The sequence below is a fragment of the Nocardia sp. XZ_19_369 genome (genome assembly GCF_015355715.1).
GTDB lineage: Bacteria > Actinomycetota > Actinomycetes > Mycobacteriales > Mycobacteriaceae > Nocardia.
In genome coordinates this window covers 317,054-339,196 of sequence record NZ_JACVED010000010.1, presented here as the reverse complement: position 1 = coordinate 339,196, position 22,143 = coordinate 317,054, and the positions used below count along the sequence as shown (strand labels likewise).

Sequence of the window (22,143 nt, the reverse complement as noted above, 5' to 3'; positions counted from 1 at the left end):
ATCATAGGTACGGCAGTGTTTTTAAGCAGGTCAGCCAGAAGGGTCGAGGTCGATGAGGACATTTCGTCGCGGGTTGGGTCGGGTAGGGGTCCTGGTTGTCGCCGCGGCCATGGCCGCGTTGTGGGTCGTGCCGAGCACCGCGGTCGCGGAATCGGCCCCGGACGGGGGTGAGCTCGGCAGGCAGTGGACCGCCGCGCACGACGGTCCGGCGAAGTACCCCGGGCCGGTGCACATCGACTTCGACGTGCCGATCACCATGAGCGACGGAACGGTGTTGAAGGCCAATATCTATCGGCCGGTCGACGCCGCGGGCAATATCGTGACCGAGCCGCTGCCCACCATCCTCAACCTCACCCCGTACACGAAATTCGTGTCCCTGATCGCGGATCTCGCCCTCAACATCCCGGTGCTGTCCGATGCGCTGATCGAGCTGGTCAACCGGTTCGACTTCGCGGGTACGCCGTTCGACTCGATCACCGATCTGACCAGGGCGCTCAGCGGCGGCGCCGCGCGGACCTTCGGTGCCGACCGCAAGCTGGTGCAGCACGGCTACACCTACATCGTGGCCGACGTGCGCGGCACCGGATATTCGCAGGGCGCCTGGCAGTTCTTCCAGAGCAGGGAGGGCCAGGACACCCTCGAAATGATCGACTGGGCGAGCAAGCAGCCGTGGTCGGACGGCAATATCGGCATGTCCGGCATCTCCTACTCCGGCATCAATCAATTCAAAGCGGCCGAACAGAATCCGCCTGCGCTCAAAGCGATATTTCCGGTGGAGGGCAGCACCGACACGCTGACCGATGTCGCCTTTCCCGGCGGCGGATTGGGGTTGTTCGGCCCGCTGTATATCGCGGGCGTCGACCTGATCTCGAATTTCCCGGACCCGGTCGGCATTGCGCTCGGTCACCTGGACTTGAAATGGCTACAGGATCGGGTGGCTACGCCGCTGGAGTTCTTCGACTACATCCTGATGGCCTTGTCGCTCAGCGTGGATTCGGTGCCCGCGCCGCTGAAGGAGCAACTGCTGCCCGGCAGCTCGTTGCGCTCGGCGTTCACCGACAGTCATCCGGAGCGGATTCAGGTACCGACCTTCGCCTACGGCGGCTGGCAGGACATCTTCGCCTCGTCCAGTGCTCGGTCGTTCGCCGACATCCCGCTGCCGCCGGAGCGCAAGAAGCTGATCATGGGCGACACCTATCACTTCAATCCCGGTTCCGGCCTCGGCAATCCGGGCCGGCCGCCGCGGCTCGACGTGCTCCAGATGGCCTGGTACGACAAGTGGCTCAAGGGCATCGACAACGGCATCGACGAGTACGGGCCGGTCGCGCTGTGGCAGCAGGGTGAACGTGCCCTTGAGCAGGCCGCTGGGTTAGCCAGGGAAAGAATGGGTTCCCGCCTATCGGGCGTTTAGGGCGGGGTCTGTGACGCGCCGAACTCGTGCGCATCTATTTTTTGGCGTGTCGGTACCCGATCGTGGTGTCGGGGACCATCGAATACGCGAGAATCGCAGATATTCCGCACCTGGTTTGTGGCGTGGATCGAAAGCACCTGAAAGGAGCGTCGATCATGGAACCTCAAAGCCCTGACTACACTGCGAAGCCGGTTACCCCGGTCAATCCGATTCGCGTCAGAGGAGATCTGGATCCCGCATTGTCGCGGTGGATGTGGCTGGTCAAGTGGCTGCTGGCCATTCCGCATTACATCGTGCTGCTGTTTTTGCACATCGCCTACTTCGTCGTGACGGTGATCGCGTTCTTCGCGATTCTGATCACCGGGAAATATCCGCGGGCGATGTTCGACTTCAATGTCGGGGTCATGCGCTGGACCTGGCGGGTCGAGTTCTACGCGCTGTCCGTGCTCGGCACCGACAAGTATCCGCCGTTCAGCCTGCAGCCGAACGACGAGTACCCGGCGGATCTCGCGATCGACTATCCGGAGCGGCTGCATCGCGGTCTGGTGCTGGTGAAGTGGTGGCTGCTCGCCATTCCGCACTACCTGATCCTCGCCGCGATGACGACGGGCGGCATGGCGTTCTATATGTACAGCGACGACGACGGATGGTCCGGCGCGAGCGGCATTACGCTGATCAGCATCCTGCTGCTCGTCGCGGTGATCGGGCTGCTGTTCACCGCGCGCTACCCGCAGGGTGTGTACGACTTCGTCGTCGGCATCAACCGGTGGAGCATCCGGGTGCAGGCCTACGCCACCCTCATGCGCGACGAGTACCCGCCGTTCCGGCTCGATCAAGGTGCCCGTGAGCCCGAAATAGTCTGAACAGCAACAAGTCCCGCTACCGAATCCGCCCGCTGAGTCAGCGGGCGGACTCGTATATCCGGCGGACCACGTCCTCGATCTCCGGTTCCTCGATGGACAGATCGCGCACCTCGGCCCGGTCGGACACCAGCGCGAGCAGCTGTGCGGCCGTGGTCTGCTCCGGATCGAAGGCCAGCCGTTGGCGCATCCCGCCGGCCTCGGAGCCCAGCAGTTGCGCGCAGGGTAGGTCGTCGATATCCGGTGCGGGCTCGGCCAAGTCGACGACGAGCACGCGCCTGGCGCCCACCGTGGCGGCCAGCCCGGTCAGCGATCCGTCGTAGACCAGGCGGCCGTGATCCACCACGAGCACACGGCCGCACAGTCTTTCGATGTCGCCCATGTCGTGGGTGGTGAGCAGCAGGGTGGTGCCGCGGTCGGCGCGTTCGGCGCGCAGGAACTCGCGCAGGCGCTGCTTGGACAGCACGTCGAGGCCGATGGTCGGCTCGTCGAGGATCACCAGTTCGGGCGAGTGCAGCAGCGCCGCAGCCACTTCCGCGCGCATGCGCTGGCCGAGCGAGAGCTGGCGCACCGGGGTGTCCAGCGTGTCGGCCATCTCCAGCTGCTCGATCAGCTCGTGTTTACGCTTGCGCGCGACGTCCGGGTCGAGCCGGTGGATCGCCGCGAGGATCGAAAACGATTCGTGCAGTGGCAGATCCCACCAGAGCTGGGAGCGCTGCCCGAACACCACCCCGATCCGGGCGGCGAGTTCGCGCCGCTGCCGGACGGGTTCGAGCCCGCAGGTGCGCACCCGGCCCGCGGTCGGCACCAGGATGCCGGTGAGCATCTTGATGGTGGTGGACTTGCCCGCGCCATTGGCACCGATATAGCCGACCGCCGTGCCGCGTTCGATCCGGAAGGTCATCCGGTCCACCGCGGTGAGCGTCTCCCGCCGCCGGCGCCAGCGGCGGCCGTCCTTGCGGTACAGGGTGAATTGTCTTGTCAGGTCCCCGATCTCGATGATCGGGTCCGAAAAGCCGGAATCCGCCACGTTATCCGCCGCCTCCCTGATAGTGCCGAGTACCGAACCGCCAGCAGCTCAGGGCCAGCAGCCACACCCAGAGCACCGCGAGCGGCGACCACCACGCCAGCCACGCGGGCAACAGCGCGGGACCGGGCAGCCGCAGCAGGGCGATGGTCGGCAGATAGGCGGTGAAGCAGACCGGAATGGCGAAGCCGAACAGCAGCCGCAGCGGGATCGGAAATACGGTGGCGGGTTGCACCGCGGCGAACGAGCCGCCGTAGGTGAAACTGTTGGTGAGCTCGGCACCGTCGATCAGGAAGAACTGCAAGCCGGCCGCGCACACGAAAACGCCACCGAACAGCGCGATACCGCTGACCAGGGTGAGCAGTACCAGCAGGACGGTGGCCGGGCTCCAGTCGATGTCGTTGTGCAGCAGCCCGAATCCGAGCACCACGAGCGCGACGGCGGCTCGGGCGAAGCGGCGCAGCGAGATGTCGCTGGTGATGAGCTGGAGCAGCAGTGGTTGCGGGCGCAGATGATAGGCGTCGAGCTGACCCATCCGAATCAGCGTCGGGAGGGTGTCCAGATGACCGAAGACCACCTGAGCCAACGCGAACGTCGACTGCCCGAATCCGAACAGCAGCAGGGCGGCGTTCAGATCGAGGCCGCCGAGCACCCGGACGTTGTGGAAGATCACCCACACCTCGGCGAACTCGACCAGCCCGATCAGGAACGCGCTGAAAACCTCGCTGGCGAACGACAGTCGGTAGGACTGCTGGGCGCGGATCCGCGAGCGCAACACCGCCGCGTACGGGGTGGCCCAGGTCCCGGCCCGTACAGTGCTCGGCTCAACCACCTTGCACCTCCAGTTTGCGCCGCCCGGCCGCCAGCAGGAGCCGGCCCGTGCCGCCCACGACCAGCACCCAGAACACCTGCACGGCAACCACACTCACCGCCGCCGTCCCGGTGATCCGACCGGACAGCACATCGATCGGCGCTTGCAGGATCGAGGGGAACGGCGTCGCCTGCGCGACGGTGCGCAGCCACGCGGGGAACATGTGCACAGGCACAAACAGTCCGGCGAGGAACGTGCCGGCGACCTGATACAGCACGCGGATGCCGCGGGTCTCGACCACCCAGAAACCGATCAGCGCGACGCCGAACAGACAGAGGAACGACAGGGCCACGGCGAGCAGCACGCTCACCGCACCGAGCAGATACGGGCCGGGCGTGCTCGGCATGACGAGCCCGAAGGTGAGCACGCCGATCAGCACGCTCGGCACCCCGCGCGGCAGCATGGTGGCGGCCGCCCGGCCGAGATCACCGGCGAGATAACCGAACTGGACATCCACCGGACGCAGGAAGTCGATCGCGATGTCGCCGTTCCTGACCCGATCGGCCAGGTCCAACGGTGGACCCATGAACTGCATCGCGCCGAGCAGCCCCTGCGACAGCCACACGTACGCGCCGATGGAACCCTCGTCGTAGCCGCCGAAATCACCGGCGGCGCGCACGGCCGCCAGCATCACCGCCGCGCGCACGAAACCGAAAACGCAGTTGGTGAAAAGGCCTGCGAACATCGCCAGCCGGTACTGCGACTGCCGTCGGAAACCCGCGCGCGCGAGGTGCGTGTAGACCGCGATGGCGCGCCATGGATGCCGGGTCGCGCCGAGCCGTCCGTCCCCGCCTGCTCTGTCGCGCACAAAGAGTTAAGCCTAAGCCAGCCGACAAGAGCGTGGAAGAGCTTCCGGATTTTTCCGTAAAAGTGCTGCATCGGCCGACTCCGCAGCGCAGGTCCGGATGCGCCGCCCGCACCGGAAGAATCGCACATAGCGCGGGAATTCGGAGGCGCCGCTGGGTCGGCACGTGCGCTAGCGCATGACATCGTGCCCGTTGATTGCCATACTCAGGCGGAACGGACTCGCGACGATCGGACGCAGGGTGTCCAGGTCGCGCAGTAGGCTTGTCATCGAATCATGTCGCGGTAGCGAAAGACTGGGAACCCGGGAGGGGAACGGTGGACACGCTGAAGCTGGATCCGGCGGCGGTGGCCGCTTACACCGCGATCGCGGACGCGGTCTCCCAACAGTTGGCCTCGGCGGCCGCAGTCGCCTCCGGGGCGGTGAATCAAGACCAGCTGGCCGCCGACCTGGGGCTGGTCGGCGCCGATTTCGCGGCGCGGTTCGCCACGGCGGTGTCCGAACACGCCCAGGCGCTGTCCACCGCAGGACAACTCGTCGGCACCTACGGTCAGATCCTGCGCGGCTACACCTCGGACATGCAGGGCATCGATACCGACACCGCGGGCGCCATCAACCGGACGGGGGAGACGCTGACATGAGAAGCCTGACCGGACTACGCAGGCGGTCCCAGGCCGCCCCGGCCGACACCGTCGCGCCCGTGACCACCTACCAGGATCCGAACGTGGACCCGCCGATCGTCGCCGCGCTGGTGCGCCCGCTGCTCCAGTTGCGCGCCAGCCTCGGCACCGGCGTCGGTACCCCGAATCAGACCGCGACGAGCGCGCTCTCGTCCGCCTCCACGCAGGCCGCCGATGTGGAAGGCCCGCACCGCGACGGCCTGCACGCGCTCGAATCGACGTGGACCTCCCGTGGCGCCGACGCCGCGGTGCCCGCACTGCGCACCACACAGACCGAGATCGGCGAAATCTCCGACCGGGGACCGGCGTATCTCAGCGTGCTCGGCGACGCGCACGCCACCAGCGCCCGCGCCGCGCGGACGGTGGACCAGATCATCGCCGACTTCCGGCGCGACGCGCGCCAGATCCTCGGCAACGCCACCGCCGCCCCGGACACCGATGCGGTGATCGCGCGGGCGACCCAGGCTTTGCGCGACGCCCTCACCACGGTCAACGTCGCGCAAACCGAGATGGACGACCACAGCAGGCGACTGGACCGGATGGGACCACTCACCGTCACCCAGCCGTCCGGCGTCACCACCGCGCAGCCGAACACCACGAGCCAGTTCGTCCCCGGCGGCACAAGCCAATTCGTCCCCGGCACCACCGTCCCCGGCACCACGGCGCCCGGCATCGGCGGCACCACCCAGCCTGCGGATCCGGCGCTGGCCGCCCAACTCCAGCTGCAACAGCAACTCATCAACGCGGGCGTGCAACTCGGTACCGCCGCGATCAACGCGGGCGTCGACATCGGCACGAACATCATCGACAAGATCGCCGGCGTCGGCACGCACATCGTCGACAAGGTCGCCGAGGTCGGCACGCACGCCATCGACACCGTGGCGGCCGGCGCGGACACGGCTGTCCAGGAGGCGATCCGCCCGGGCAGCACCGCCGGGGATCAGTCGAGCGGTACGCCGAACTCGAGCGCCTCGCCGAAGCTGTTCGACTTCGGCGCGGGCGCACGGCCCTCCACTCCGTCCTCGCCGACCGGTCCCGGCACGGTGATCCCGCCCGCGCAGCACGGCTCCGCGCCGTCGGCGAAGGTCGAGGCGCCACCACCGCCACCGGCACCGGAGTCCAGGCCCGCGCCCGCTCCGGCGCCGCAAGCGCAGGCCCCGGCGGATACCCCGTCACGGTCGGGCAACCCGGATCAGCAGAGCCATCCGGGCACCGGCGGTGGCGTGGCGTTGCCGCCGCCGCCACGCCCGGACGATCAGGAGCACAAGCCCAAGGACGGCCAGCTCGGCGTCACCGTGCCGACGGCCGCGGTCGCCGTGACCCCGGTCCTCGGCGACTACGACGATGACACCCTCTGACCCGAACACACCGGGTCGGCAAGAGGGGCAGGGCAATCCGTTCGACATGGGCTTGCCCATGCTGCGCACACCCACCGGCAAGGCGCGACGACGGCGGCGCCCGTCCGGCCGCCGCGCACCGGTGCGTCGCCGAGATCCGGAGGTCGCCGTGTCCGAGCCACCAACCCCGGAGCGGCCCCGCCGAACCGGGGACTGGGAGCACTGGCTCGACCCGCACCCCGCGGTGGTCGAGCCGTCGCAGGCCCCGCCGGTCGAGCCGGACCGGCGGCGCACGCGGGTAGCCGAGTTCACCGCCGAAGGCCCCGAGGACAACGTCAATCCGCCGCCCGCGATCATCAACCGGTCCGGCATCCACCCCGGCGTCCCGCTGCGCCACCCCACCCGGCGTCGCGAGCAGCCGCGCGGCGGCAACAAGGTGCTCGCGGTGCTGATCGTGCTCGGTGTCGCGATCGCGGTCGTCTCGATCCTGTACACCGCCGTGCACGGGTTCGGCACCGACACGCCTGCGGCCGAGGAAACCGGTACGATCCCGGCCCGCGGTACCACCGGAATCGCCACGACCACAACGACAACGGTGCCCGCACAACCGGCGGCGATCGCGACCCAGGGTTGCGAGCAGAAGCGCACCGCCGATTCCGTCTCCGGCACCGATCCCGGCGGCACCGCCAACGGTCCGGACGCCATTCTCGCCTTCGAATACGCCTACTACGTGGAACGCTCCGGGTACCGGGCGCGCGCGGTGGTCGCGGACAACGCCATCGTGTCGCCCGCCGAGCAGATCCAGCGCGGCATCAACCAGATTCCGGTCGGCACCCGCTACTGCGTGCAGATCACCCGGACCCGCGACGGCGACGACGGCCTGGCGCACTGGGAGGTCAAGCTCACCCAGCAGTACCCCGGCGAGCAACCCAAGACCTTCACCCAGCTCATCACCACCCGCACCATCGCGTCCCGCACGCTGATCACCGCGATCGCTTCGGGCTGACTCGTCCGGCGCGATACCAAGGGTTGCAATCGATACCGTGGTACGGACTTACCGTGGCTTTATGATCGAAAATTCTGAAAACTGGGCCGCCGAGTCGTGCACGTTGCCGACCGCCGAACAGCCCGTGCGCACCGCGGAGTTCGATCGGTTCTTCGCGGAATCGGTGCGGGAGGTGCGCCGGGTACGCCCCACCCGCCTGGATCTGGTGATTGTTTCCGACGCCGAAGAACGCGGCCGAGATCTGGCCGCCCGCGAATCGCAATGCTGTTCGTTTTTCGACTTCGCGTTCACCACGGTGGGCGATGATGTGGTCATGCGGATCGGCGTTCCCGACAGTCAGGTCGAGGTCCTCGATGCGCTCACGGAGCGGGCAAGGTCGTGAATACATGAATGACAAGGCTTTACGAACGGGGCAGGTCGCCGCGGCCGCCGGGGTGAATGTGCAGACCCTGCGCTATTACGAGCGACGAGGATTGCTGGACGATCCCGATCGGTCGCTGGGCGGCCATCGAATGTATCCACCGGAGACGGTGACGACGCTGCGCATCATCAAGACCGCCCAGCGGCTCGGTTTCCGGCTCGACGAGGTTGCCGATCTGCTCGAGGGCACCCGCACCGGCGCCGACCTACCGACCCGGGCCGCCGCGAAACTGGCCGAAGTGGACGCGAAACTCGCCGAGCTGACCGAGATCAAGACAACATTGCAGGCGGCGCTCGCCGCGGGCTGCCACGACTTGCCCACCTGCGCGGAGACCCCGTATTGCCCGATGCCGTTCGGCCACAACGACAATCGCCGTTGAACGCGAGAGCCGTCCGGCTCTTGTTTGACGGCGCGCCTTCTGCGAAGGTGGTGCGTACCTCGGATAGTTCTTATTTCTCGGTTCGATGACGAAGGCGGGGACGGCATGATGTCGGTGCTGTGGATTGTCCTGCCCTATAGTGCGCTGCTGTCTTTCATCATCGGCCATTTCTGGCGATATCGGCACGACCGATTCGGCTGGTACAGCACCGGTCCGGAAGCCGACCGGGCACAGCGGATCGGCGGGCATGCATTTCGCGTCGGAATGGCGGGCATGATCGCCGCCCGGCTCACCGATCTGCTCGTCTCCGGGCCGAATTCGCACCCCGACAACACCTTCTATGTCGTCATTGTCGCCGTCGAGGTCTGCGCCGTCGTGGTCGCGACGGTCGGCGCGGTGCTGCTGTTCGTGCCGGACATGATCGGCAGCCCGGGCCGGCCCGTGATCAGCCCGTTGGACCGCATCACCTTCCCGATGCTGGTGGCCGGTCTGCTGACGCGGGTGGCGATCAAGTTCGACCCCAACTCCTCCGAGAACGGGTATCGCACCGCCGAAACCCTGTTCACCTGGTTCCGGTCACTGTGGACGCTGCACCCGAATCCCGAAGTCATGGTGCACGCGCCGTTCATCTACCAGGCCCGTGGTCTGGTCCTGATGCTGTTCGTCGCGATCTGGCCCTACACCCGTCTGGCGAGCATTCTCGCGGAGCCGGTCTACTGGCTGATCCGGCGCATTCGATCCGAACCGCCGGCCGGTCGGCCTCGCGAACTGTCTACGCCGTAGCGGACCACGCCCGGTCGGGCTGTGGTGCAAAGAAGTACGCGACCGACCAGTGTGCGCGATACTCGGACGCAGTGACAGCTCGCCGGGCTCTCCCGCACTTCCAGCTGTTCCCGGATGACGGAAGGCGGGCCCATGGCGCAGGAGCCACTCGACGCGGGCGCATCGATCGAGCGCCGCACCATCGAAGTGATCCCGGACGCCGAACGGCACGGCACGCCCGTCAACCAGTTCACCCTCTGGTTCGGGGCGAACATGCAGATCACCGCGATCGTCGACGGAGCGCTCGCGGTGGTGTTCGGTGCCGACGCGCTGTGGGCAATCGTCGGCCTGCTCATCGGCAACGTCCTCGGCGGCATCGTGATGGCCCTGCACTCGGCGCAGGGCCCGCGGCTCGGGTTGCCCCAAATGATCTCCAGCCGAGCGCAATTCGGCGTGTTCGGGGCGGTACTGCCGTTGCTGCTCGTCATCGTGATGTACCTCGGGTTCGCCGCGACCGGCACGGTGCTGGCCGGTCAGGCGGTGAACAAGATCCTGCACATCGACAACGCGACGGTCGGCATCCTCGTCTTCGGCGCGCTCACCGCGGTGGTGGCGGTGACCGGCTATCGGTTGATCCACGTGGTCGGGCGGATCGCCACGGTGGTGGGCGTCGTCGGGTTCAGTTACCTCGCGGTCCGGTTGTTCACCCAATACGACGTGAGCAGCTACGTAGGCGTAAAGCCGTTCGAGATGGCGACGTTCGTGCTCGCCATCTCGCTCGGCGCGGGCTGGCAATTGACCTTCGGGCCCTACGTGGCCGATTACTCGCGCTACCTGCCGCGCTCGACCAGCGACCGGACCACCTTCCTGGCGACCTTCGCGGGCACTGTGCTCGGCTCCCAGTGGTCGATGACCTTCGGCGCGCTGGTCGCGGCGGTGGAGGGAAAGGCGTTCCTGGGCAACCAGGTCGGCTTCATCGGTGAGCTCGCCGGGCCCGCCGTGCTCGCGCTGCTGATCTATCTGGTGATCGTGGTCGGCAAGCTGACGGTGAACTGTCTCAACGCCTACGGCGGGTTCATGTCCATCCTGACCTCGGTGACCGCGTTCAACGGGCAGTCACGCACCACGCCGTTCGCGCGGGCCGCCTACATCGTCGGCTTCACCGCGGTGTCGATGCTCGTCGCGATCGGGGCCAGCGCCGACTTCCTCGGCAACTTCAAGAATTTCGTGCTGACCCTGCTGATGGTGTTCACCCCGTGGAGCGCGATCAACCTGATCGACTACTACCTGATCTCCCGCGAACGCATCGACATCCCCGCGCTCTACGACCCCGACGGCCGATACGGCCGCTGGAACAGCACCGCACTGGCCTGCTACACCCTCGGCGTGCTGGCCCAGATCCCCTTCCTGGCCCAGCAGCTCTACACCGGTCCGGTCACCGAAATGCTCGGCGGCGCGGACATTTCCTGGATCGTCGGCATCGTGTTCACCGCCGCCATCTACTACCCGCTGGCCCGCCGCGCCAGCAACCCACCGGACCGAATGATCTATCCGACCGGCACCGTGCACACCGCCGCCCAAGTGTGAAGTATTGCGGCAGTGGGCGTTTCAGCTCAGCCGGAGATCGGACATGCTCAGCAGCGTCGTCACCTGTTCGGCGGGCATCGGGTAGTGGAAGTGCCAGCCCTGGGCGGTGTCACAGCCGAGGTCGCGTAATTGGTCGGCCTGGTGGCGGGTTTCGACGCACTCGGCGGTGACGGTGAAGCCCAGGGCGTGCGTGAGATCGATGATCGTCTCGAGCAGCAGTAGGTCGGTGGGGCTCGCGGTGTCCGGCGTGCGGATGCGCTGGATGAAGGGGCCGGCGAGCTTGACCACGTGCAGCGGAAGTTGGCCTAGGTAGGCCAGATTGGAGTAGCCGGTGCCGAAGTCGTCGATGGCGATGCGGACACCGGCATCGGCCAGGGTGTGCAACGCGCGCAGCGGCCGTCCGGTGGTTTGCATGAACGCCCGCTCGGTCAGCTCCAGTTGCAGCAGGCTCGCGTCCATCCCGGTCTCCGCGATGACCTGCTGGACGTGGTCCAGCCAGGCGGGATCTGCCACTTCGGCGGCGGACACATTGACGCTGACCGTGGGGGTCTGCGGATAGCGATCGTGCCACTCGCGGCTGGCCCGGCAGGCCGTCTCCAGCACCACGGAGCCGAGCGCGCCGATGTGCCCGTTGTCCTCGGCGAGGTCGACGAACCGGGCCGGGCTGAGAATGCCGAGATCCGGGTGCCGCCAGCGCACCAGCGCCTCGACCGCCACGGTCTGCCCGCTCGCCAGCGAGACGATCGGCTGATAGTCGAGGTAGAACTCGCCGTCCCGCAGCGCCGACGGCATGGCCGCCGACAGTTCGGCGCTGGTGTGTTCGCGGCGACCACGATCGGCGTCGAAGATCGCGTACCGCCCGCGACCCGCGGCTTTGGCCCAGTACATGCTGGTGTCGGCCGCCTTCAGGAAGTCGGTGGCCGACATGCGGTCGGCGCGTTCCTCCATCACGCCGATGCTCGCGGTGACGGTCAGCTGGTGCTCATGGACATAGAACGGTTGCGCCAGCGCGTGCAACACCGTCCTGGCCACCCCCGCGGCTTCCTCCACGCCGGTGGAATGCGGGATGAGCACGACGAATTCGTCGCCACCCATGCGCGCGACGAGCTGATCGGATCGGTTGACGCACGCGTTGAGCCGGGCGGCGACCTGCGCGAGCAATTCGTCACCGACCGTGTGGCCGAAGGTGTCGTTGACGGTTTTGAAGTGGTCGAGATCGATGTAGCAGAGCCCGACCCGAACACTGTCGGCGTAGGCCGCGGTGAGCGCGTCGAAGAAGCGGGACCGGTTCGGCAGGCCGGTCAGTTGGTCGTGGTGGGCCCGGTAGTGCAGCCGTTCGCGCAGCGCGCGGCGCTCGGACACGTCCTCCACCAGTACCAGCGTGTACTGCGGCTTGCCGTGCTCGTCGCGGATGAGCGAGACGTTGATGTGGGTCCACACCGTGCCGCCGTCGCGGTGCCGGTAGGCCTTCTCCAACTGCACGTTGTCGTACTTGCCGGAGAGCACCCCGGCGTACTTCTGCCACATGTCCGGACCGTCGTCGGGGTGGGTCAGATCGGTGACCGACAGCCGGCACATCTCCTCGGGCCGATAACCGAGCATGCCCGCGAAGGCGTTGTTGACCTCGATGATCCGGCCCGTCATGTCCGAAAGCCCGGTACCGATCCCGGCCTGGGAGAACACCGCGCGCAGCCGCGCCTCACTGGACCGCAGTTGCTGCTCTACCAGTCGACGTGCGGTGATGTCGGCGGCCCGGACGCTTTCCTGCTCGGCCAGCAACCAGGCGCGGAAGGCGCGCAGATAACCGGTGGCAAAGGCGGCCAGCAACTCGGCGGCTCGATCTGCGGAGACCGTGCCCGCGTCGACGAGGTAGGTGTTGAGTACGGCGAGACTGCGACCGAGCACCTCGTCACCGACGAAATGCGAGCGGGCGAGCTCACCGCCGAGTCCGGCGACTCGATCGGTGGGTCCCTGATTCGCCGCGATGTCGACGAATTCCTTGGCCAGCGTGGTCAGCAGGGCGCGGGTTTCGGCGGAGCTCATGGGCACGACGTGATTGCGCGGCCCGCCACCGAGTGCGGCCGCCCATTTCCCGGCCAGTTCGGCGTGCGGTCCGCCAGGATCAGAACCGCTCCCGGCATCCCACGCCATAACGTCTGATCGTAGTCCGATTTGCGGAGCTCCGCCCAACTGCGGCCACTCGCGAACCCGGCTACGATGGCGATGCTTTCGTCGCTGGCAGGCGATGTTTCGAGAAGGGTTGGCGATTGATGACCAGACCGAGTTGGGCACCCGAGGGTATCGATCTGGATCGTCCCAGCGCCTCTCGCGTATACGACTACTTCGTCGGCGGCATGCACAACTTCGAGATCGACCGTATGTTGGCCCGCCAGATCGAGGAATTCACGCCCAATGTCGCGGAGACCATGCGCGCCAACCGGGATTTGCTGCGCCGGTGCGTGCGATTCCTGGTCGAGGCGGGCATCGATCAGTTCCTCGATATCGGCTCCGGCATCCCGACCGTCGGTAATGTGCACGAGGTGGCCCAGGCGGTAAACCCGTCGGCCCGTGTGGTTTACGTCGACATCGACCCGGTCGCGGTCGCGCACAGCCGGGCCATCCTCGAGGGAAATCCCGCTGCGGCTGTCGTGCAAGCCGACATCGGCGATCCCGACGCCATTCTGGCCGACCCGGAGGTGGCGCGGCTGCTCGACTTCGACCAGCCGGTGGCCGTATTGGCGCTCGGTGTGCTGCATTTCGTGCCCGACGCGGCCGATCCCGCCGGCTGTATCGCGCGGCTGCGCGACGCGATCGCGCCCGGCAGTTATCTGGCGATTACCCACGCCACGGCCGACGGGCAACCCGACGAAGTCCTGGAAGCGCAGAAGTTGTCCGGGCGCACTTCCACCGAGATCGTGCTGCGTACCAAGCCCGAGATCGCCGAATTCTTCCAGGGCTGGACCATGCTGGAGCCGGGGTTGGTGCAGCTGCCGCTGTGGCGTCCCGACAATCCGGCCGACGTCGGCGACCATCCCGAACGCTCCGGCGCGTACGGCGGGATCGCCCGCAAGGACTGAGCCGATCAGGCGATCGCGGTGCGCAGGGCGAACCAGCCGGTCGCCGGGTCGGCGAAACCGTGATAGGTCAAGCGAATTCGCTGATCCACCTGGAAGTGCCGGTACACGGCGAGCATGGCGCGGCGGATGGCTTCCTCTTGGAAGTCCTCGGTGCGCCGGAATCCGATGGGGCGCTCGGGGAGCAGGGCGAGGCGGGTCATTTCGGCAGAGTCGTCGAGATCGAGCCCGACCGGGGCGGTGTCGGTGATGTGCCGGTCGTGCAGGATGGTGCGGATCTCGTGCGGGTCGGGCAGTCCGGACCGGAACGCCCGGAATTCGGTGCGCACCAGCGGACCCGGATCGGCATGGGTCGAGTCGGTCTGCACCAGGTCGACCAGGTCGGCATCCGGGGTCGGCGCGGCGGTGCCGTCGGCGAGCGGCGCCTGTTCGAGCAGGTGCAGAATGCTGCCGCCGGGGATCAGCGGTTCGGGCGCGAGGAACAGGGTGACGGTGGGGCAGGTGCACCCCCGGCCGAATAGGCAGATCTTCAGGTGCGATGGATCGGGCATGCCGCCTCCTCCGGGAAACGGGCCTGCTGCGGCCCTGGGCGGGTCGAGTCTGGGAGATATGCCGATCGCGGAATTGCCGTGGCGCTCCTGCGGTCGACCGTGCCGCTGTTTTTTTAGTGTAGGAGCAGGCCGCGACCTGGGGAGAGGAACGGTGAGGCCCTGTGATTAACGCACCGGGAAGTCGAAGAACGTCTTCGGGAACGGTTCGTCCTTCAGGGTGAAGTGCCACCATTCTTCGGCCAGATTGGTGAACCCGTGTTCTTCCATCAGCTCGGCCAGCAGCGCGCGGACGGCCCGCTGGGTGCCGCCGACAGCCGGATTCGCGGTGTGCGAGGCCGGGGCGAAGCAGTCGTAGCCGGTGCCGAAGTCGAGGATGTTGTCGCGGAACCGCTGGTCGGTGGGCAGGAAGCATTCGCGCAGCGGATCACCGTTCCGGTACGGTTCCGGGTCGGCCGCGGGCAGGGCGACGATGGCGAGGTCCACGGTGCTGCCCCGGCTGTGCCCGGATTTCTCGGCGATGTAGCCGTCCCGGAACAGATTCGCCTTGTCCACGGTGGGATAGAACTCTTTTTTCATCTTCACATCGCCGAGATCCTTCGCCCACGCGACGAAATGATCGACCGCGCGCTGCGGCCGATAGCAGTCGTAGGTCTTGAGCGAGAGGTTCATCGGCTGTAATTCCCGCTGCACCGCCGCCAGCGCCGCGGCCGCCTGCTTGGTCAGCAAACAGCGGGGCGCCTCGTAACCGGTCACCCGGGTGCCGAGGAAGTTGTGCTCCCCGTAATAGCGGGCGTCGACCAGGATCGTCGGCTCGACGTCGGTGACGGAGACGAAGGCGGTTTCGTCGGCCATCGGTGTGGTCGCGACCGGAGCATTGGTTTCGGCCGGCGCGTCGGGCCCGGCATCCCCGCACGCCGCAAGGGCCACGGCAACCACACCGGCCAGCAGCAACGACCCGAGGCGCAACGACGGAACAGGGCTCATGTTTCTCCTCGTGATCAGCCTGGGGTGCAACCACATTCGCCGACGGTCCCGAGCATGGCACAACCCGTGTGGTCAGGACGCGCTTCTCCACTTACGCATTCCGGATGATCTTGCGGGCCGTGGCCGAGTGTCACGGGTTCGGCGTATTTGTGGGTCGGGGTCCGAAGCGTGAACGTTTCGGCGGATACTGGAGCGGTGACGCTGGGCGAGGAAGTTCCACCGGACGCGGTGAGCGCGATGGAAGAGACCATCGGCATCGACGCGTGCGCCGAGCCCGGCTGGTTCCGTTTCTGGTTTGCCGACCAGCGGTGGGAATGGTCCGACGAACTGGCGGTGATGTACGGCTACGAGCCGGGGACCGTAAAACCGACGACTGAGCTGCTGTTATCCCACAAGCACCCGGACGATCGGGAACATGTCGCGAGCTGCATCGCCGCGGCGATGGAAACCGGGCAGCCGTTCTGCGGTCGGCACCGGATCATCGACACCCAGGACGAGGTCCGTGAGGTTGTCGTGGTCGGTGACCTGACGGTCGACGAGGACGGCACCGCGGTCGGCACGTCCGGTTACTACGTCGACGTGACCGAACGGCTAGAGGAGCAGCGGCAGGAGGTGCTCGAGGAGATCCTGCCGGAGGTGATCGAGGCGCGCGCCGTGATCGAGCAGGCCAAGGGCGCGTTGATCCTCGCCTACGGGGTGAACGCGGATCAGGCGTTCCGGGTGCTGCGCTGGCGCTCCCAGGAGACCAATACCAAGCTGCGTGATCTCGCCGCGCAGTTCGTCAACGAACTCAGGATGCTCAGCAAAGACAGCGCGGGGTTCCGCACCCGCTTCGACCACCTACTGCTGACCGTGCACGAACGCGTCGACGCCTCCTGACTCAGCGGCCGGTGGTCGCCAAGGCCAGCAGCAGCGGCAACGACACCAGCGTCAGACAGGTGATGGCGTTGGTCCACTTGTAGGCGACCACGATCGCGACGAACTCGCGCAGGATCGCGCTCGGCAGGTAGTAGAAGGCGGTGTGCGCGCCGGTCACCTCGGCGTCCAGCTTCAGCCTGCGAGCCAGAATCGCCGTGCGCAGCACATGAAAGTTGCTGGTGACCAACACCATTCGGGTCGACGTGCCGCGCTCGCCGAGTAGCCGCTTGATGAAGAGCAGGTTCTCCCGGGTGGTGGTCGACCTGGCCTCCGTGGCCACGCTGTCGTCGGGAATGCCGCGGGCCCGGAGATAGTCCGCCATCGCGGCGGCCTCCGATACCGCCTCGTCGGAACCCTTTCCGCCACTGGCGATGATCACCGGGCGGCGGCCCTCCGCGAGTTCGGCCCAGTAGATCTGGATCGCCCGGTCCAATCGGCTGGCGAGCAGCGGCGACACGCGTGCGCCGACCAGGCCCGCGCCGTGCACCACGATCGCGTCCATCCCCGGTTTGTACGGCATTGATCCGTAGAGCAGCGAATACAACACGAAGCCGGTGAAGACGAACCCGAAGTAGCTCACTGCCATCGCCAGCGACGCCAGCAGGACCGAGCGCAGGCTGCCGGTCGCGATGGCGACGCCGAGCAGCACATAGGGCACCAGCAGGACGATCCCCGGCCCGATCGAGAGCAGGTTCGCGATCCGCAGCCCCTCGCTGCGCACCATCTGGATGCCATTGGCGAGTAGCAGCCCGGCCAGCACCAGCACCACCAGCGGCGACAGCACCACGAGCAACCCGACCAAGGCGCGAGTCAGATCGATGTCGTTACCCGAGCTGATCGCCCACGCGCCGAGCAGCGCCACACCTAGCAGCAGATAGATTCCGTTGCTCAGCCGCCGCCGGTCCAGATGGAACCGCAGTGCGAAGACACCCAACAGAACCAAGCCGACAGTGAGCAGGATCACCCGCGCACCGTAGCGGGCGGGCCGTCGTCGATCGCATCGGGGGCCTGGGTTGGCCCGGTGTCCGCGGACGAATTGTCCGATACGTCCCAACGGATTTCGCGTCGATCCGGTGTCGGTGCTGGTCAGAGCTCAGCGGGTGGTGTGCCCGAAGATTTGGTGCCCCCCGGGTGGGCGATGTGCAGCAAGTAGTCGACTTTGGCTCGGAGCTCCGGTGGCGCGAGGTCCAGTGAGGGGAGTTCGGCGATCAATTGCGCGGCCAGCGCACGCAGTTTGACGTTGGTCTCCTGCGAGCGGCGGCGCAGCATGCCGAACGCCTGCTGCGCGTCTACCCCGTAGACCAGCATCAACGCGCCCTTCGCCTGTTCGATCACCGCACGGGCGGCCAGCAGTTCAGGGGAGGCGCGCCCGAGGGACGGCTGGCCACGTTCCTCGAAAACATCGCTCATACGGGGGGACTACCCAGCCGGCCAATTGTTATGGGGCTGTTGGCCAACCTTCACAAAAGAGATCAGGACTGGTCGGTCGGCTGTCCGAGACGCTCCAGCAGCCAGCCGGGTCCGACGGTGTCCGCGCCGAGCGCTGCGACGCGATCACGCAGTTCGCGATCGGCGGTCACGACGGTGATCGACCGCGTGCTGTCCTGCTCGACGGCCGCGGCGACTACGTCGACGATCGCGTCGTCGCCGGAGCTGTCTGCCGGCACCACCCGTACACCATCCACCTTCGGATCCGCCGCTTTCGCTTTGCCTTCGAGCACCACGACCACCTCGACAGGTTGCTCGCGGCGCAGCGCCGAAGCGGACAGTTTCTCGAGTAATCTTCGAGCCGCTCCCGCACGATCGCGCCACCAGCCATCCGGACGCGAGCCGATGACATTCGCAGCATCCACCACAATCAGCTGAATTCCGTCCGCCACGCGCCCAGTCTCCTCGCTGCTCAACTGGGGCCGCTACCGAGCCGGGCAGCCGCACCTCCTGGATGGGCGTACGGGTCGGTGATCTCGCGCAGCGCGGTGAGCGCGGCCCGCAGTTCGCGCATGCGTCGGGTGCCGAGGTGTGCGGCCCACTCGGCTTCGATCCGGTCGGCGATCGAGTTCGCGAACACCGCCACCTTCTTGCCCCGCGCGGACAGCCGGACCAGGCGCGCGCGGCCGTCGGTCGGGTCGGCGACGCGCTCCACGTACCCGGCGCGCTCGAGCTGGTCGACCAGGAATCCCGCGGTCTGCTTGGTGATCTGCGCCTGCTCGGCCAGCTCGGTGAGGCGGATGCCGTCGCGGCTGATGCGCTGCGCGACCCGGCCCTGCGCCACGGTGATGTCGGTGAACCCGGCCGCATGCAGCTCGGCGAAGATCCGGTCCTCCATCGACCGGTGCGCGATGAACATCAGCAGCCCCGCGTTCAGCTCGGCGTCGGCCATTCCACTCCTTGACAATAGTACGATCCGCTGACTAATTTAGTCAGTGATGCTGACTAATGCTACCGGAGGTGTCCGATGTCGGCGAATACAGCACCGCTGCTCGACCGCGAGGCCAGCTGGCGGGTCATCGAACAGCAGCGCCTCGCCATCGCCGACGTGCTCGCCGAGCTGACACCGGCGGAGTGGGAGCTGCCGTCGCTGTGCGCCCGCTGGCGGATCCGCGACGTCGCCGCGCACCTCGCCCTGACACCGCACCCGCCGTCACTCGGTGCCCTGCTCGTCGCCGGTCTGCGCGCGAACGGGAACTACAACCGGCTCATCGACGACCTCACCGTGCGCGCCGCCGACCGCCCGCCCGCCGAGCTGGTCGCGACGCTGCGCGCGCACGCGTCGTCCCGAAAACTGCCCGGCCCCACCAACTATCGCAACATCCTCTTCGACACCATGGTGCACGGCCAGGACATCGCCATCCCACTGGGCCGCACCATCGAGCTCCCGGTCGACGCGGCCGCGACCGGCGCCAGCACCGCGACGGAAATCGGCTGGCCGGTATGGAAGAAGCGCCGCCTCGACGGATTCGCGTTGCGCGCCACCGACATCGACTGGTCCTACGGCGAGGGCGTGGAGATCCGCGGCCCGATCAAAGCCCTGCTGCTGGTGGTCACCGGTCGCCCGGCCGGGCTGGCGCGAGTGACCGGCGATGGCGTGCCCGCCCTCACCGCCCGGCTGCTGGCCGACACGGCGGTGCCGAAGTAATCGTTGCCCGGGCGCGGTGCGTCCGGGCAACGGGCTACCGCGGGTGATCGCGTGCAGCGGCCACGAGCCGGTACACCGACGTTCCATCGCTGGCCTTCCGGCACGACACCGTCTGAAAACCAGCGGTGAGCAGGTCGCCGAGCGCACCGGATATCCGCTGGCCGAGCGCCGCCGCGGCGGGACAGTGATCTTCGTATTCGGCGGGAACGGCAAGGAGAATGGCCCCGTCATCGGCCAGCGGATCGAGTTCGGGACAGCCGAGCGTGAGGCCCGGCGGGGGCTGCGGCCAGCCGCGGGCAGGTCTGGCGAGTTCCCAGTGGGCGATGATCCGGTCGGTGGGATGGCCGCGGTCGCGTCCGGAGTCCTCGACGCCGTACAGGTTGGGGGCGAAGCCGCAGCCACGGGCACCGAGGACGTCGAGATAGAAATACGCGTTCGCCGCCCGCAATGGGTCGAACGCCCACTGGATGGTGCGCATCCCGCGGGCGAGCGAGAGGCCACGCAGGAATTGCATCAACGCTCGGCCGATTCCGGAGCTCTGCTGGTCTGCTCGAACGACCAGCAGCTCCATGTAGTGGTACACCGAAGCAATGTGGCCGACACCGTCGAGGTTCAGTCCGGGAAAGCCGTAGCTGAAGCCGACGAGCTTTCCCGCTCGGTGCGCGCCCAGCGTGATGCCGCCATTGTGTGCCAATGCGGTCAGTAGCCTCGGGCTGGGGGCCGGGTCCTCGGGACGCAGTGCGAAGACATCGCGATAAAGCGCTATGGGATCGGACAGGCTGTCGGGCCCGATCAGTTCGCTGACGACCATCTCGGTTATCGCTGCCATGCCGTGAAGCTACCCAAAATTTCCATACGGAAGTTGCTGTCACGCCGAGAGTTCATCAAGCAGTTATCAACTGGCGAATCCGGGACGCGGACTTGCCGTCCGGCCGCCGGCCCCTGCCGCCGGTCGATTGATCGAACCGCTCAGTGCAGTCCGGCCATGCGGGCGAGGCGATGCACATCGGGGCCGACCAGCCGGTTGTCCTGTTTGATGAGATATCGCAGCGTGCGCTGCGTGTTCGAGCTGTAGCGGAAATCTTCGGGGCACACGCTGGCTGCCTTGCTGAGCGCCGAGGACGCGCCCCGGTAATTGTTCCCGCGGGCGCAGGCGTACGCACTCGCGATGTGAAAGCGCATTCGCCCACCGACGGGGTGATCCTCCGGGACATGCAGCTCTGCGGCGAGCTCGGCGGCCGCCGAACAGTCGCCGCCCAAGAGCATGATTTCCAGATGGGCAATCTTGACCTCGACGGGTCCGAACGGGATACCGAAGGACTTACGGTCCGCATCGAACTGCTGTGCCGCGTCGGTGGCGGCGGCGGTGAGCCTCGCCGATTCCGCGACATTCCCGGCAGCGGCGGCCCCTTTCGCGGCCAGTAGTTGTAATGCTCCGATCAGCACGGTTTTGTCGACCGAGTCGGGAACCTCGGCCAGCCGTTTGGCGGCCGCCGCCGTATAGGCATGGCACTCTTGGAAATTCGAGAGTCCGAGCATGCCGTGCCCGATATGCCACGCACAGGCCGCAATGAGCCACTTGTTGCGCATCTGATCGGCCACGAACATCGCCCGGTCCGCGACGGTAAAGGCCAGGTTGTGTGAGCCGACCCTGGTCAGAAAGCGGCGGGACAAATGGTAGCTGCGCAACAAGAGAATGCCGACCTCGTCGGTGCAGGGCACCGAATTCTCGGCTTGCGACAGCGAATGCAGCATGCGCGCCCCGGATACGATCGTCGGAAGGCGCTCCGCCAGTATCGTGTATCGCGTCGGCAGGTACTCCCAACCTTCTTGGCATTGGCGTAATCGACCGGTCAGTTCCGGGATGGAATAGAGGGTCGTGTCTTTGTATCCGTAGGCTCGAATAGACGGATGGTCGATAATGCTGCGCTCCAAGGATTCCGCGAGTCCGCTGGTTGCTTCGGTGCTACTTGCCGTCATTTGCGGTGGCAACGCGATCAATTCACCAATGTCCTTGATGTGCAGTGCTTCGGCGAGACGAAGAGCAATCGCTATGCTGTCGAGCGGTTTTTTCCCGGACTCGACCAGGCGTAGCCACTCCTCGCTGCGGCCCACCCGTTCGGCGAGCACGCGACGCGTCAGGCCGTGCTTGTGCCGCAACAGTTCGAGGCGCTCACCGATCGTCAGCGGCCCGGTTTTCGGGCGATGTGTATTGCTCACGAGTCCTCCAGGCAGTCGACTACCGCGAAAATGTGTAGTCGCAGTGTGGCTTCGCACGCCGAATAATCAGGCATCCGGAAATTCGGTCGATGTGCGCACTGCACCCGTTCCGGA

Annotated in this window: 24 protein-coding genes; 12 read left to right on the top strand and 12 right to left on the bottom strand. The window is 66.9% G+C overall.

The window, feature by feature from the left end; all coding sequences use genetic code 11:
* Positions 1–52: 52 nt before the first annotated feature.
* Entirely contained in the window at positions 53–1,411 is a 1,359-nt protein-coding gene (locus tag IBX18_RS34440) for a CocE/NonD family hydrolase (RefSeq protein WP_228542195.1), read from the top strand.
* A gap of 155 nt (positions 1,412–1,566) precedes the next feature.
* On the top strand, positions 1,567–2,274 hold the full coding sequence (locus tag IBX18_RS34435) for a DUF4389 domain-containing protein (protein WP_194837630.1): 708 nt from the start codon (positions 1,567–1,569) through the stop codon (positions 2,272–2,274).
* A gap of 37 nt (positions 2,275–2,311) precedes the next feature.
* On the opposite strand, the gene IBX18_RS34430 is transcribed toward IBX18_RS34435, so the two are convergent.
* The 3 genes from IBX18_RS34430 to IBX18_RS34420 form a co-directional block, all read right to left on the bottom strand.
* Positions 2,312–3,175, bottom strand: coding sequence for an ATP-binding cassette domain-containing protein (locus tag IBX18_RS34430; protein WP_228542273.1), 864 nt, complete (start codon positions 3,173–3,175; stop codon positions 2,312–2,314).
* Between the two features lie 127 nt (positions 3,176–3,302).
* Positions 3,303–4,130, bottom strand: a complete 828-nt coding sequence (locus IBX18_RS34425; protein ID WP_194837628.1) for an ABC transporter permease — start codon at positions 4,128–4,130, stop codon at positions 3,303–3,305.
* Entirely contained in the window at positions 4,123–4,977 is an 855-nt protein-coding gene (locus IBX18_RS34420) for an ABC-2 family transporter protein (RefSeq protein WP_194837627.1), read from the bottom strand. Before IBX18_RS34420 ends, IBX18_RS34425 begins: the two co-directional genes overlap by 8 nt.
* A gap of 314 nt (positions 4,978–5,291) precedes the next feature.
* Here IBX18_RS34420 and IBX18_RS34415 point away from each other — a divergent pair, with 314 nt between their 5' ends.
* The 7 genes from IBX18_RS34415 to IBX18_RS34385 all read left to right on the top strand — a co-directional run bounded on the left by IBX18_RS34415 (position 5,292) and on the right by IBX18_RS34385 (position 11,146).
* A complete protein-coding gene (locus IBX18_RS34415; RefSeq protein WP_194837626.1) occupies positions 5,292–5,615 on the top strand; it encodes a hypothetical protein in 324 nt (107 codons plus the stop codon).
* Complete coding sequence (locus tag IBX18_RS34410) at positions 5,612–7,012, top strand: hypothetical protein (protein WP_194837625.1); 1,401 nt, start codon at positions 5,612–5,614, stop codon at positions 7,010–7,012. The genes IBX18_RS34415 and IBX18_RS34410 overlap by 4 nt, the downstream gene beginning before the upstream one ends.
* Positions 6,999–7,997, top strand: coding sequence for a hypothetical protein (locus tag IBX18_RS34405; protein WP_194837624.1), 999 nt, complete (start codon positions 6,999–7,001; stop codon positions 7,995–7,997). Before IBX18_RS34410 ends, IBX18_RS34405 begins: the two co-directional genes overlap by 14 nt.
* Positions 7,998–8,058: 61 nt before the next feature.
* Complete coding sequence (locus tag IBX18_RS34400; protein ID WP_194837623.1) at positions 8,059–8,379, top strand: hypothetical protein; 321 nt, start codon at positions 8,059–8,061, stop codon at positions 8,377–8,379.
* Between the two features lie 4 nt (positions 8,380–8,383).
* Positions 8,384–8,797, top strand: coding sequence for a MerR family transcriptional regulator (locus tag IBX18_RS34395; protein ID WP_107654706.1), 414 nt, complete (start codon positions 8,384–8,386; stop codon positions 8,795–8,797).
* Positions 8,798–8,902: 105 nt separating this feature from the next.
* The gene (locus tag IBX18_RS34390; protein WP_194837622.1) at positions 8,903–9,580 is read left to right on the top strand and encodes a respiratory nitrate reductase subunit gamma; all 678 of its coding nucleotides are present in this window, start codon (positions 8,903–8,905) and stop codon (positions 9,578–9,580) included.
* 132 nt (positions 9,581–9,712) lie between these two features.
* Positions 9,713–11,146, top strand: coding sequence for a cytosine permease (locus IBX18_RS34385; protein ID WP_194837621.1), 1,434 nt, complete (start codon positions 9,713–9,715; stop codon positions 11,144–11,146).
* 21 nt (positions 11,147–11,167) lie between these two features.
* Here IBX18_RS34385 and IBX18_RS34380 read toward each other — a convergent pair whose 3' ends face one another.
* On the bottom strand, positions 11,168–13,297 hold the full coding sequence (locus IBX18_RS34380; protein ID WP_194837620.1) for a bifunctional diguanylate cyclase/phosphodiesterase: 2,130 nt from the start codon (positions 13,295–13,297) through the stop codon (positions 11,168–11,170).
* 119 nt (positions 13,298–13,416) lie between these two features.
* On the opposite strand from IBX18_RS34380, the gene IBX18_RS34375 reads away from it, so the two are divergent.
* On the top strand, positions 13,417–14,223 hold the full coding sequence (locus IBX18_RS34375) for an SAM-dependent methyltransferase (RefSeq protein ID WP_194837619.1): 807 nt from the start codon (positions 13,417–13,419) through the stop codon (positions 14,221–14,223).
* Positions 14,224–14,228: 5 nt separating this feature from the next.
* Here the strand turns inward: IBX18_RS34375 and IBX18_RS34370 are convergent, their stop codons facing one another.
* Both IBX18_RS34370 and IBX18_RS34365 read right to left on the bottom strand, forming a co-directional pair.
* Entirely contained in the window at positions 14,229–14,771 is a 543-nt protein-coding gene (locus IBX18_RS34370) for a hypothetical protein (RefSeq protein ID WP_194837618.1), read from the bottom strand.
* A 165-nt stretch (positions 14,772–14,936) separates the two neighbouring features.
* Entirely contained in the window at positions 14,937–15,755 is an 819-nt protein-coding gene (locus tag IBX18_RS34365; protein ID WP_194837617.1) for a M15 family metallopeptidase, read from the bottom strand.
* A gap of 195 nt (positions 15,756–15,950) precedes the next feature.
* Here IBX18_RS34365 and IBX18_RS34360 point away from each other — a divergent pair, with 195 nt between their 5' ends.
* Positions 15,951–16,634 (top strand): PAS and ANTAR domain-containing protein, encoded by a 684-nt coding sequence (locus IBX18_RS34360; protein WP_306796537.1) that lies wholly within the window; start codon positions 15,951–15,953, stop codon positions 16,632–16,634.
* Position 16,635: 1 nt separating this feature from the next.
* On the opposite strand, the gene IBX18_RS34355 is transcribed toward IBX18_RS34360, so the two are convergent.
* From IBX18_RS34355 to IBX18_RS34340, 4 genes are all read right to left on the bottom strand, one after another.
* Positions 16,636–17,637: a YdcF family protein gene (locus IBX18_RS34355; protein ID WP_194837616.1), complete on the bottom strand. Its 1,002-nt coding sequence runs from the start codon at positions 17,635–17,637 to the stop codon at positions 16,636–16,638.
* Positions 17,638–17,759: 122 nt separating this feature from the next.
* Entirely contained in the window at positions 17,760–18,083 is a 324-nt protein-coding gene (locus tag IBX18_RS34350; RefSeq protein WP_147128907.1) for an ANTAR domain-containing protein, read from the bottom strand.
* Positions 18,084–18,145: 62 nt separating this feature from the next.
* Positions 18,146–18,553 (bottom strand): NYN domain-containing protein, encoded by a 408-nt coding sequence (locus IBX18_RS34345; RefSeq protein ID WP_194837615.1) that lies wholly within the window; start codon positions 18,551–18,553, stop codon positions 18,146–18,148.
* Between the two features lie 20 nt (positions 18,554–18,573).
* On the bottom strand, positions 18,574–19,053 hold the full coding sequence (locus IBX18_RS34340; RefSeq protein ID WP_194837614.1) for a MarR family winged helix-turn-helix transcriptional regulator: 480 nt from the start codon (positions 19,051–19,053) through the stop codon (positions 18,574–18,576).
* A gap of 75 nt (positions 19,054–19,128) precedes the next feature.
* On the opposite strand from IBX18_RS34340, the gene IBX18_RS34335 reads away from it, so the two are divergent.
* Positions 19,129–19,809 (top strand): maleylpyruvate isomerase family mycothiol-dependent enzyme, encoded by a 681-nt coding sequence (locus IBX18_RS34335; protein ID WP_194837613.1) that lies wholly within the window; start codon positions 19,129–19,131, stop codon positions 19,807–19,809.
* A 34-nt stretch (positions 19,810–19,843) separates the two neighbouring features.
* Here IBX18_RS34335 and IBX18_RS34330 read toward each other — a convergent pair whose 3' ends face one another.
* Both IBX18_RS34330 and IBX18_RS34325 read right to left on the bottom strand, forming a co-directional pair.
* Complete coding sequence (locus tag IBX18_RS34330; RefSeq protein ID WP_194837612.1) at positions 19,844–20,638, bottom strand: GNAT family N-acetyltransferase; 795 nt, start codon at positions 20,636–20,638, stop codon at positions 19,844–19,846.
* Positions 20,639–20,778: 140 nt separating this feature from the next.
* A complete protein-coding gene (locus tag IBX18_RS34325; RefSeq protein WP_194837611.1) occupies positions 20,779–22,029 on the bottom strand; it encodes a helix-turn-helix transcriptional regulator in 1,251 nt (416 codons plus the stop codon).
* Positions 22,030–22,143: the final 114 nt, after the last annotated feature.